This is a genomic window from Acinetobacter sp. ANC 4204, assembly GCF_002135205.1.
Classification (GTDB): domain Bacteria; phylum Pseudomonadota; class Gammaproteobacteria; order Pseudomonadales; family Moraxellaceae; genus Acinetobacter.
In genome coordinates this window covers 242,528-254,982 of the sequence record NZ_NEFZ01000001.1, presented here as the reverse complement: position 1 = coordinate 254,982, position 12,455 = coordinate 242,528, and the positions used below count along the sequence as shown (strand labels likewise).

Below are 12,455 nucleotides of genomic sequence, written 5' to 3'. Positions count from 1 at the left end.
CTCTTTTTAACATAAATGCTTAGGATTTATTGTGATAGAACTTATAGTAACTTGCATAGCAGACTGCAATAAACAGTAAACAACCAAAGAAGCTAATACGCATACTTGGGTCAAATACCATACTGACACAGGTGATAAAGCAGAAGATAAAGCCAAGGATTGGCACAATAGGGAACAGGGGGGCTGCAAAACCTAATTCTTCTTTTTTACGTCCTTGTTTATACCACTGACGACGGAAGTTAAATTGGCTTAAACAGATACTCATCCAAACTACGACCATGGTAAAGGCTGCAATACCAAGTAGATTGGTAAAAATTGTTTCAGGTGCAAACTGTTCAGACAGTAAACCCGGCATTCCGCCAATCATCGTGACAATGACTGCAACATAAGGAATACCGCGAGTATTTAATTTTGAAAATACTGCTGGTAATTGTTTCTGATAAGACAGTGACCACATCATACGTGATGCAGCAAACAACCCTGAGTTTGCAGCAGATAGCAGTGCTGTGATAATCACAAAACGAATGATATCTTCGGCATACGGAATGCCAATGTGTTGGAATACCGTTACAAATGGACTACTGCTCACGCCTTCAGCCGCTAAACCTGCTTCTTGATGCGGAAGGAGTGAAGTCACGACCAAGATGGTACCTACAAAGAAAATCAATAAGCGGAAAATCGCAGTATTGATGGCTTTGGGTACATTCTTGGCAGGATCTTTGGTTTCACCCGCAGCAACACCAATCAGCTCTGTACCAGAAAATGCAAAGTTTACAATCAGCATGGTAGTAAAGATTGGAAATAAGCCCTCAGGGAACCAACCTTGCGCTGTTAAGTTACTAAATAAAGGCGCAGCTTCATAACCTCTGTAGCCAATGACTCCAAAAATTGCCATTAAACCTAATAAGATAAAAGCAACAACCGTGATAACTTTTACCAAAGCCAGCCAGAACTCAGATTCAGCGAACCATTTGGTTGAAATCATATTCAGTGTAAATACGAAAGCACCAAAAATTAGGGTCCACATCCACATTGAGCTATCTGGATACCATTCCTGCATAAGAAGGGCAGCCGCTGTAAACTCTGTGCCTAATGTGACTGACCACGTGAGCCAATACAACCAAGTGATGGTATAACCTGTACCTGGGCCTATATAGCGTTTGGCATAAGCACCAAATGAGCCAGACTCAGGCATATGAACGGCAAGTTCCCCTAAACACAGCATGACCATATAGGCAATGATCCCACCGAGAAAATAAGAAATAATGGCACCTACAGGCCCCGTTTGTGCAATGACTTCACCCGACCCTAAAAATAGACCTGTTCCGATTGCGCCACCTAGCGAAATCATGACCAGATGTCGAGTACTCATAGCGCGCTTTAAAGGCGCAGAATTGCCCTGATGCGAAGCATCATTCGGAGATGAGTGCATAAGCGTTGAATTAGTTGGGGAATGAAGCGGGCTATTGTAGTGAAAAACTGCAAATCTGCAATGAAATAATAATAATTATGAATAAGTGTTGATCAGAAGATCAAGAGATGGCGTCCCTACGGGGATTCGAACCCCGGTTACCGCCGTGAAAGGGCGATGTCCTAGGCCTCTAGACGATAGGGACGTTGTGAGGTGATGCGTATATTAAGGATTAAAGGCTTATTTGTCAAAAGGGTTTTAGTTATATGTTTACCAAGAGTTCAAACATTAGACAAAACAAGCAATTAAATTTAATAGTCCAATTTGTATCGAATTAAAACTGAGCTCAAGGTGTGGACTTGAGCTCACTGTTAGTGAAGAGGCTTAATTTTTATTGTGATAGAGCCAATAGTAACTAGCATAGCAAGCTGCCATGAAAAGTAGGCAGCCAATAAAACCTGAAAGCATTTCAGGGTCTGCTGCCATACTTAAACCTGTCGCAGTACAGCAGATAAAACCTAAAATCGGAACCAATGGATACCAAGGGGTGCGGAATTTCAGCTCCGATAAAGCATGACCTTGCTTTAACCATTGGCGACGGAAGTTAAACTGACTCCAGCAAATACTCATCCAGACAATCACCATAGTGAATGCAGCAACACCCATCAAGTTTTTAAAAATGACATCTGCACCAAACTGCTCAGAGAGCAAGCCCGGCAAGCCACCAATCATAGTGACCCAAATGGCAATATAAGGCACCCCAGATTTACTTACTTTAGCAAAAAGCTTGGGTAGTTGGTTTTGTGAGGATAAGGCCCACATCATGCGTGAGGCTGCATATAAGCCTGAGTTTGCGGTTGATAATAATGCCGTGATAATCACAAAACGGATAAAGTCTTCTGCATAAGGAATGCCCATTTGGGTGAATACAGTCACAAATGGGCTACTGCTTAAGCCACTATGTCCACCCACTTGCAAACCTGTGTTGCTATAGCTGAGCAGTGAGCTGATAACAACGATGGTTCCCACAAAGAAAATAATCAGGCGCCAAACCGCAGCATGAATGGCTTTAGGTACATTTTTTTCTGGGTTTTCAGTTTCACCTGCGGCAATGCCAATCATTTCTGTGCCATTAAAAGCAAAGTTCACAATTAATAAGGTGGTAAACAAAGGAATAAGGCCATTCGGTAGCCAGCCTTGTGCGGTTAAGTTGCTAAATAAAGGTGCAGATTCATATCCTTGAAAAGGGATGACACCGAAAATACAGGCAAAGCCTAAAAGAATGAAAATAAGTACAGTTGCGACTTTGATCATGGATAGCCAAAACTCAGACTCTGCAAAAGCTCGGGTTGAGCTAAGGTTTGAAATCAGTACGCCACTGGCAAAGATTAATGTCCATAACCAGATCGAGGTTTGTGGGAACCATTCCTGTACCAAAATGGCTGCTGCGGTAAATTCGGTGCCGAGTGTTGCCGACCAACCGAGCCAATACATCCACGACACCATATAACCTGTGCCAGGGCCAATATAGCGTGTTGCAAAGGCACCAAATGAACCAGAAACAGGTAAATGTACTGCAAGCTCCCCGAGGCAAAGCATGACCATATATGCAATTAAACCACCAATAATATAAGCCAGCACAGCACCGAGAGGGCCTGCTTGAGAAATTACTTCACCTGAGCCCATAAATAGGCCTGTGCCAATGGCACCACCTAGCGATAGCATGATCAGGTGACGCGTGCTCATGGCACGTTTCAATGAGGTATTTTGCGGTGAATTCGTTGAGGGTTGTGAAGGTGGTGTTGCAGATTGCATAGTAAATGAAACAATGGGCTTAAAGTGATATTCTAGTTTTTAATAAGATGAAAATTCACATAAATTGGAATTTTCGGATGAAGTATCTAGATTAATTTAAAAAACAAATATTTGAGTTGTATATCTTAGTGATCGGGTGTTGGGTATGAGCTTTTGCTTTCGGTGTTTGAATGCACTTCTTGTGACGAGTTGATTGGTTGGGGCGAGTGAGTATCTTGATTGACATACCAAAGGTAAAAAAAAGATGGCGATAAGATCAATAAACAGATCAAAGCTTTTTTCAGCATAGTCATAAAGCACTTAAAAATGATTTACAGTATAGCGAGTAAGTTATTGAAATAAAAATATTATACATGCAAGAAAATTTGCAAGATGAAAATATAGGATTATAAGAATATAAATAAGATGGCGTCCCTACGGGGATTCGAACCCCGGTTACCGCCGTGAAAGGGCGATGTCCTAGGCCTCTAGACGATAGGGACGTTGCGAGGATGGCGGTATCTTATTGATCCGCCACCAGAGTGTCAAGTAGGTGTGGTGCGAGTTTGTTCAAAATATAACAGAACAGTTCAGCGGTCTTTTGAGTGTCGTATAAAGCTGAGTGGGCTTCTCTACCATCGAACTCAATTCCTGCTTGAATACATGATTTTGCAAGAACCGTTTGACCAAACATCACAGCACTTAAGGTGACGGTATCAAAGACGGAAAAGCTATGAAAGGGATTCTGATTTTTGGTCCCTGTACGATTAATAGCAGCCTGTACAAAACCTAAATCAAAGTGGGCGTTATGACCGACCAAGACCGCATGTGTACAGTTCTGTTGGCGACGAACTTCATTGACGGCTTTAAAAATACGTTTTAATGCTGTTTTTTCATCTTCAGCCATAGCCATACGCATGGGATTAAAGGGATCAATTCCAATAAAGTCCAATGAGCGACGGTCTAAGTTTGCACCTTCAAAGGGGTTGATATGCGCATGATGTGCAGGCCCTGGGACAAATTGACCTTCTTCATTATAAATAATCGGAATTGCAGCGATTTCCAATAAGGCATCGGTCTGTGCATTAAAACCTGCTGTCTCGACATCGACAACAACAGGTAGAAAACCACGGAAACGCTGACCAATTATTGGCAATGTTTCATTTGTCACACTTTTCTCCATTGAATGGTTTTACCCGCATACAGCGGAATAATCTGTTCACCATCCAAATAGTCTAAACTTTCAGGGATGACTTGGTCTTCTTTTACTAGTGTAATTGTTGAAGTATTGCGCGGTAGACCGTAGAAATCGGCACCAAAGTGGCTTGCGAAACCTTCAAGGCGTTCAATTTTGCTTACTTGATCGAATGCTTGTGCATAAAGTTCAATGGCAGTTGGTGCACTATAACAGCCTGCACAACCACATGCGTTTTCTTTGGCATTTTTAGAGTGTGGCGCACTGTCTGTACCTAAGAAAAACTTAGGGTTGCCACTGGTTGCCACTTCAAGCAATGTTTGTTGATGGGTTTGACGCTTTAAAATGGGTAAGCAGTAGAAGTGCGGCTTCACACCACCGACCAACATATCATTGCGATTAAACAATAAATGCTGTGGGGTAATCGTTGCTGCTACATTACGATCTTGTTCTAAAACAAAGTTGGCTGCTTCACTGGTGGTGATGTGCTCTAAAACCAATTTCAGTTTTGGGAATTGTTTGAGTAATGGAGAGAGTACTTCATCTAAGAAACGTTTTTCACGGTCGAAAATATCGACATGATTATGCGTAACTTCACCATGTAACAATAAGGGAACTTGGTGCTCTTCGAGTTGCTCAATGACGGCATAGACTTTACGAATATCGCTCACGCCATTATCAGAGTTGGTGGTTGCACCAGCAGGGTAGAGTTTAATCGCATTTACGAACTCAGAGTTTTTAATCTTCTTTACTTCTTCAGGAGAAGTTGTATCAGTAAAATACAATACCATACGTGGGTCGAAAGTATTACCTTCTGGTACGTGCGCCATGATGCGTTCGCGATACGCATTCGCTTCCTCGACAGTTTTGACAGGAGGCACTGTATTTGGCATACAAATAGCGCGGGAAAACTGCTTGGCTAAATCGGGAACAGTACGTTGTAATGCAAGACCATCACGAAGGTGAGCGTGCCAATCATCTGGCTGGAGAATCGTAATCGTATTCAAGGCGATTTCTGTCAGAGAAATAAAACAGATGATAATGCATATACGTTAAAAATGGTAACGACAAATAAAGACATATTGTCTGATTATTATGATTAATCTTTGTAAATTTGTGTTATTTTTAATCGACTACAAGAATTAAATCTGGTCTGGTATGGAATATAAATATAACCTCGCCAAACTTCAGTACGATAAAGAAAAAATGGAAGGGCTGATTGCACGGCATAATCGTCGTGTTGGGCAGGTTTTCCCGCAGAAATTAGAGCAGGAGTTTTGGCGTTTAAACTTAGAACGCGCACGCCGCAATATTAATGACTTTTTTTGGTCAGGTGTTTTGGTCTATTTTATTTTTGCGGTTTTAATTATTCCTGGTGACTATTGGATTATTGAACAGTCACACTTCAAAGAAGATTTCATTCATTGCCTATTAGGGCTACTGAACGGTGCAGCCTGTCTTTTATTTCTTTATGTTTTTTCACATTTTGTAAAGCTTAAGCCTTTTTTTGCTTATGCTGCTTTGTTTGTCGTGTTTTGGGCAGTGGTCTCGACGACTTGGCTCACCATGTCTGTACATACTGAAGCTTTGCGCCACCAAGCAATGATGATCATTTGTATGATCTATGTATTGGGGTATTTGTTGACTGGGGTAAAACCTTTATATGTTTTTATGACAGGTATCGTAGCTGCTGGTGTTTCTTTTTTAGTTCTTATTTCGACTTTGGTCAAGTTTGATGCAATTGTGATGAGTCGCGTTATGTTTGGGAGTTGTTTACTAGGCTTTGCCATCGGGCGCATGATTTATGCTCGTGAACGTATCATTTTTCTAAATATTCGGCGTGCGAAAATTAGTGAAAAAATCCATCGAATTCATACTTCTGAGCTTCTACATTTGAGTCAAAATGATGAGTTGACGAAAATTTCAAATCGTCGAAATTTTGATGAAATGATGGATACTTATTATGAACAATCCCGTCAGGATGAAACACCTTTATCTATTTTGTTTATTGATGTTGATTTTTTCAAAAAATATAATGATTTCTATGGGCATCAAAAAGGTGATGATGTCATTTCATCCATTGCTAAATCCATTAAAAATGCAATTCGGCATATGGATTTTGTTGCGCGTTATGGCGGTGAAGAATTTGTGGTGTTATTGCCAGAAACCGATGCACATGGCGCTTATTCGGTTGCTTCGAATATTTACCGAGCGATTGAGCGTTTGGAAATCCCGCATGAAATGTCTGAAGTATCTGCATTTGTGACCATTAGCTTAGGAATTACGGTCTTTAAAGGTGAAATGGATTTGAGCAAAGTAGAGTTACTCAGGATTGCTGACCAAGCCTTATACCGTGCCAAGCAATTAGGGCGGAATCAGATTTATTATCAGCCTTTAACCACATCGAGTTGTACTGAATAAAGCATAAAAAAAACCGCTCTTATGAGCGGTTTTTTTGACATGGAATCAACTTATTTGTTCTTGTCTTTCAACTGTGGAACAGCAGAACCCGTACCTACAGCTAGCAAACCAGTATTGGTATAAATACCAAGTTTCGCACGAGTATCGGTAATGTCCAAGTTACGCATCGTTAACTGCCCAATACGGTCCATTGGCGTAAACATTGAATCACCTTTCTCCATCGTCAAACGTTCAGCTTCATAAGTGAGGTTTTCAGATTCAGTGTTCATAATCGTGTAGTCATTACCACGACGAAGTTCTAAAGTCACAGTACCTGTGATCGCTTTCGCAACCCAACGCTGTGCAGTTTCACGAAGCATTAATGCTTGAGAGTCGAACCAACGACCTTGGTAAAGCAAACGACCTAAGCGTAAACCGTTAATACGGTATTGTTCGATCGTATCTTCGTTATGAATACCCGTAACCAAACGCTCATAAGCAATATGTAGAAGGGCCATACCAGGTGCTTCATAAATACCGCGAGATTTCGCTTCAATAATACGGTTTTCAATTTGGTCAGACATACCTAGACCATGACGACCACCAATACGGTTGGCTTCAAGAATGAACTCAACAGGATCTTCGATACGTTGGCCGTTGATTGCAACAGGGAAGCCTTCTTCAAAAGTAATAGATACTTCCTCAGCTTTAACTTCTACGTCGTCTTTCCAGAAAGCAACGCCCATGATTGGGTCAACAATTTTGATCCCTGCATTGAGGTATTCAAGATCTTTTGCTTCGTGTGTTGCACCCAGCATGTTTGAGTCTGTTGAGTATGCTTTTTCTTTCGACATTTTGTAGTCAAAGCCGTTGTCGATCAAAAATTGCGACATTTCAGCACGACCACCTAATTCATCAATAAACGTTTGGTCTAACCAAGGTTTATAGATTTTAAGTGCTGGGTTGGTTAAGAGACCATAACGGTAGAAACGTTCAATATCGTTGCCTTTATACGTTGAACCGTCACCCCAAATGTTGACGTCATCTTCTTTCATTGCGGTAACAAGCATAGTACCTGTAACTGCACGACCTAAAGGCGTGGTATTGAAGTAGGGAACACCGCCAGTGCTGATGTGGAATGCACCACATTGAATCGCAGCAATACCTTCAAGCGCAAGCTGTAAACGGCAATCAACTAAGCGAGCTTTTACTGCGCCATACGCTTCCGCTTTTTTTGGAATCGCATCGTAGTCGTCTTCATCAGGCTGACCTAAGTTTGCTGTATAAGCATAAGGTTCTGCGCCTTTTTGTTTCATCCACAAAAGTGCAGCTGAAGTATCTAGACCACCAGAGAAGGCAATACCAACTTTTTTGCCAACTGGGACATTCTGCAAGATAGTTGCATTATCAGTCATTGTTAATCCTAACGATATAAATATAGGCACCGAGAATGGGTGGCCTGAAAGAATATATATTTTCGCGATTGTAGCACTTTTCCAAATGATTTTTCTGAAAAAAACATAGGCCTTTAAAAAAAATCAAGTTTATAGACATGCTATTACTATTAAAAAATTATCAAAAAGGTCAGTGTTTGTATCTTGCCTATTTAGTTTTAACCGAGACTACGTTTTTAGTTTAAAAACGTTTCAAAAAGTACCTAAATCTAAAGAATAATTAAATTGGTATAACCAATTTTGGATTAATGCATCGAATTTTGAATGTTTAGTAGGATTTAAACTTGCTAATGATTTTTAATACTTAGACTAAAGTCTAAACATATAATTTTTCATAAGATATATTGAATATAAATAATTACTTAAGTTTGTTTGAAATGTGATCAATATGTTTTTGATATAAAAATATGTATTTTATTGGTCATACCAATAAAAGTTTTTTATTGAAGTTTTGCTTCATTCTGGATCAAAATATAGGACGTATAAGTCATTATTGGTTTATCAACCTTTTCTTTTGTTAAAATTGGTATTACCAATATTAATGAAATTACCAATAATATGCTCAAAATTAAATCTTAGTAAGCATTTCAAGGAGATGACAATGCTTCAATGGCAGCAAATGTATGACCCGATGGGGAATATTTGGATATCCAGTTTAATTGCGCTGATTCCAATTATCTTTTTCTTCTTGGCGCTCGCAGTATTTCGTTTAAAAGGTAGTGTGGCAGGTACGATCACTGTTGTACTTGCGCTTCTTGTCTCTTTATTTGCCTATAAGATGCCGGTATTGATGGCATTGGCATCTATGGTTTATGGTTTCTTCTACGGTTTATGGCCAATTGCTTGGATTATTATTGGTGCTGTTTTCCTGTATAAAATCTCAGTGAAGACAGGTCAGTTTGACATCATTCGTTCATCTATTCTCTCAATTACCGAAGATCAGCGTTTACAAATGCTGTTGGTCGGCTTTGCTTTTGGTACCTTTTTAGAAGGTGCGGCGGGCTTTGGTGCCCCTGTGGCGATTACCGCGGCGTTGCTGGTTGGCTTAGGTTTTAAACCTTTATATGCAGCAGGTCTTTGCCTAATTGTAAACACAGCACCTGTGGCATTTGGTGCGATGGGTATTCCTATTATCGTTGCGGGACAGGTATCTGGTGTCGATACCATGGAAATCAGCCAAATGGTAGGCCGTCAGTTACCATTTATGGTGCCAATCGTATTGTTCTGGATTATGGCGATTATGGACGGCTGGCGTGGTGTTAAAGAAACATGGCCAGCAGTTGTGGTGGGGGCAGGTAGCTTTGCAATCGCACAATACTTAACTTCTAACTTTGTTGGGCCAGAACTACCAGATATTACGGCTGCAATTGCATCCTTGGTTTCATTAACAATTTTGTTTAAATACTGGCAGCCAAAGCATATTTTTCGTTTTGCAGATCAAGACGCAAATATGAATGAAGATGTTGCAGCACAAAAACAGAAAAAATATAGCATCGGTCAAATTGCCAAAGCATGGTCTCCATTTGCCATTTTAACTGTAATGGTGACGATCTGGAGTGTGAAACCATTTAAGGATTTATTTGCCAAAGACGGTGCATTGCATGATCTTGTGATTTCCATCAAGGTGCCATTTTTGCATCAAATGATTCAAAAAATGCCGCCTGTAGTGACAGAAATAAAAGACTATGACGCAATCTATAAGTTCGATTGGATCTCGGCAACAGGTACTGCGATCTTTATTGCAGCATTAATTACGATTGCCTTTTTGAAGATGAAGCCTAAGGATGCAGTTGTAACTTTTGGTGAAACCTTGAATGAGTTGAAAATTCCAATTTATTCAATTGGTATGGTGTTGTCTTTTGCCTTTGTTGCGAACTACTCGGGTATGTCTTCAACCTTGGCTTTAGCGCTTGCACATACAGGTTCAGCATTTACTTTCTTTTCACCATTCTTGGGCTGGTTGGGTGTATTCCTTACAGGTTCGGATACTTCTGCGAACGCACTTTTTTCAGCGCTTCAAGCCACTACAGCTCAGCAAATTGGGGTGCCAGAGGTTTTACTGGTGGCAGCAAATACCAGTGGTGGTGTAACTGGTAAGATGATTTCACCTCAATCAATTGCGATTGCATGTGCGGCGGTCGGCTTAGTTGGTAAAGAGTCTGATTTATTCCGTTTTACTGTAAAACACAGTATAACGTTCACATTTATGATGGGTATTATGATTACACTACAAGCTTATGTGTTCCCATGGATGATTCCATAGCACAAATTGTGTATCAACGTTAAGGAAAGCAGATGAGAGTCTCCGATAAAGCTGTACAAAGCCTGCGTGTATTGATTGAACAAAGCAATATGCAAGTTGGAGACCGTCTGCCTGCTGAAAGAAAACTGTGTGAACAACTTCAAGTCTCGCGTTCCTCTTTAAGAGAAGCGATTTCTCAACTGTCCAGCATGGGTATGTTGGTCAGTAAAGTGGGAGCGGGAACTTTTTTAAAACAATTACCAGCTACCTGGTCAAGTTATCAAATTGTACAACCGATCAGTAATTTGATGAGTGAAGATCCAGCCTATCGCTTTGATGTGCAAGAGGCGCGCATTATTTTAGAAGGTGGGACGACTTGGTATGCAGCTCAACGCGCAACCCAAGAAGATTTGGTGAATATCCGACATTATTATGATCAGATTAACCATTTTCAGGCACTGGGTGATGATGATGCAGCGGCTCGTGCTGATGCGAAATTTCATTTAGCGATTGCTGAAGCATCTCATAATTTGGTTCTCATTCAGATGATGCGTGGTCTGTTCGATTTGTTGCAGTTCAACGTCGCTTTGGGACGCCGAAAAGTCTATAGCGAAGCACACCGTTTTGATCAATTGCATGATCAGCACTTTCAAGTCATGAGTGCAATTGAACGTCGTGATCCAGAAGCTGCACGCAAAGCAGTCTGTGGACACATTGAGTTTGTAGTACAACAGGTGCGCATGATTGATGAAGAAGAAGCTCGTCGTCAGCGCGCCAGTCGATTAAACAGGATATAAGCATGATTATTTCTTCTGCCAATGACTACCGTGAAGCGGCACGACGTCGTTTACCGCCATTTTTATTCCATTACATTGATGGTGGTGCGTATGCAGAATATACCCTGAAGCGTAACGTAGAAGATTTATCGAAAATTGCTTTGCGCCAGCGTGTACTGAACGACATGTCACAGTTAAGTTTAGAAACCAAACTGTTTGATGAAACGTTGTCGATGCCAGTTGCATTATCGCCTGTGGGTTTAACAGGGATGTATGCGCGTCGTGGTGAAGTTCAAGCTGCGGTTGCTGCGGATAAAAAGGGCATTCCATTTACGCTGTCTACCGTTTCAGTATGTCCAATTGAGGAAGTTGCGCCTGCGATTCAGCGTCCAATGTGGTTCCAGCTTTATGTACTGCGTGACCGTGGTTTCATGAAAAATGCTTTGGAACGTGCTAAAGCGGCAGGCTGTTCAACCTTGGTGTTTACTGTGGATATGCCTGTTCCAGGCGCGCGTTACCGTGATGCCCACTCAGGTATGAGTGGCCCAAATGCAGCAATGCGTCGTTATATGCAGTCGTGTTTCCACCCACATTGGGCGTGGAATGTCGGCATGATGGGCCGTCCGCATGACTTGGGCAATATTTCTAAATATTTAGGCAAACCTACAGGTCTAGAAGATTACATCGGCTGGTTAGGTTCAAACTTTGATCCGTCTATTTCATGGAAAGACCTTGAGTGGATTCGTGAGTTTTGGGATGGGCCAATGGTTATTAAAGGGATTCTGGATCCTGAAGATGCCAAAGATGCAGTGCGTTTCGGTGCAGATGGGATTGTGGTTTCAAACCATGGTGGTCGTCAGCTCGATGGCGTTTTATCTTCTGCATGTGCACTTCCGCCAATTGCAGATGCAGTCAAGGGTGATATTAAAATCCTCGCGGATTCAGGTATTCGTAATGGTCTAGATGTTGTGCGTATGCTGGCGTTGGGTGCAGACACGTGTATGCTTGGTCGCGCCTTTGTTTATGCACTTGGTGCAGCAGGCGGTGAAGGTGTTTCAAATCTTTTAGAATTGATTGATAAAGAAATGCGTGTTGCTATGACTTTAACTGGTGCAAAAACCATTGCGGATATTACGTCTGACTGTTTAGTGAAGTTAGAACGAGAGTTGGCTGAGTAATTCAT

General features: G+C 41.2%; 9 protein-coding genes and 2 tRNA genes. 4 read left to right on the top strand and 7 right to left on the bottom strand.

Annotated features, from left to right (window positions below; genetic code table 11):
- Positions 1 to 19: 19 nt before the first annotated feature.
- From B9T36_RS01275 to pyrC, 6 genes are all read right to left on the bottom strand, one after another.
- Positions 20 to 1,432: an amino acid permease gene (locus B9T36_RS01275; RefSeq protein WP_086207782.1), complete on the bottom strand. Its 1,413-nt coding sequence runs from the start codon at positions 1,430 to 1,432 to the stop codon at positions 20 to 22.
- Between the two features lie 108 nt (positions 1,433 to 1,540).
- Positions 1,541 to 1,616, bottom strand: a tRNA-Glu gene (locus B9T36_RS01270).
- Positions 1,617 to 1,795: 179 nt separating this feature from the next.
- A complete protein-coding gene (locus B9T36_RS01265) occupies positions 1,796 to 3,226 on the bottom strand; it encodes an amino acid permease (protein ID WP_086207781.1) in 1,431 nt (476 codons plus the stop codon).
- 406 nt (positions 3,227 to 3,632) lie between these two features.
- Positions 3,633 to 3,708, bottom strand: a tRNA-Glu gene (locus tag B9T36_RS01260).
- 20 nt (positions 3,709 to 3,728) lie between these two features.
- Positions 3,729 to 4,388 carry a ribonuclease T gene (rnt, locus tag B9T36_RS01255; RefSeq protein WP_086207780.1) on the bottom strand — a complete coding sequence of 220 codons (660 nt, stop codon included), beginning with the start codon at positions 4,386 to 4,388 and terminating at the stop codon, positions 3,729 to 3,731.
- Entirely contained in the window at positions 4,373 to 5,407 is a 1,035-nt protein-coding gene (gene pyrC / locus B9T36_RS01250) for a dihydroorotase (protein WP_086207779.1), read from the bottom strand. The genes rnt and pyrC overlap by 16 nt, the downstream gene beginning before the upstream one ends.
- Before the next feature lie 151 nt (positions 5,408 to 5,558).
- Between pyrC and B9T36_RS01245 the strand changes: the two genes are divergently transcribed.
- The gene (locus B9T36_RS01245) at positions 5,559 to 6,821 is read left to right on the top strand and encodes a GGDEF domain-containing protein (protein WP_086207778.1); all 1,263 of its coding nucleotides are present in this window, start codon (positions 5,559 to 5,561) and stop codon (positions 6,819 to 6,821) included.
- A gap of 50 nt (positions 6,822 to 6,871) precedes the next feature.
- Here B9T36_RS01245 and argG read toward each other — a convergent pair whose 3' ends face one another.
- On the bottom strand, positions 6,872 to 8,215 hold the full coding sequence (gene argG, locus B9T36_RS01240) for an argininosuccinate synthase (RefSeq protein WP_004694013.1): 1,344 nt from the start codon (positions 8,213 to 8,215) through the stop codon (positions 6,872 to 6,874).
- A gap of 634 nt (positions 8,216 to 8,849) precedes the next feature.
- Between argG and lldP the strand changes: the two genes are divergently transcribed.
- The 3 genes from lldP to lldD are packed head-to-tail and all read left to right on the top strand — an operon-like array spanning position 8,850 to position 12,450.
- A complete protein-coding gene (gene lldP, locus B9T36_RS01235) occupies positions 8,850 to 10,517 on the top strand; it encodes an L-lactate permease (RefSeq protein WP_171264387.1) in 1,668 nt (555 codons plus the stop codon).
- A 32-nt stretch (positions 10,518 to 10,549) separates the two neighbouring features.
- A complete protein-coding gene (gene lldR / locus B9T36_RS01230; RefSeq protein ID WP_086207776.1) occupies positions 10,550 to 11,293 on the top strand; it encodes a transcriptional regulator LldR in 744 nt (247 codons plus the stop codon).
- A gap of 2 nt (positions 11,294 to 11,295) precedes the next feature.
- Positions 11,296 to 12,450, top strand: a complete 1,155-nt coding sequence (lldD, locus tag B9T36_RS01225) for an FMN-dependent L-lactate dehydrogenase LldD (RefSeq protein ID WP_086207775.1) — start codon at positions 11,296 to 11,298, stop codon at positions 12,448 to 12,450.
- The last annotated feature ends 5 nt before the right edge of the window (positions 12,451 to 12,455 follow it).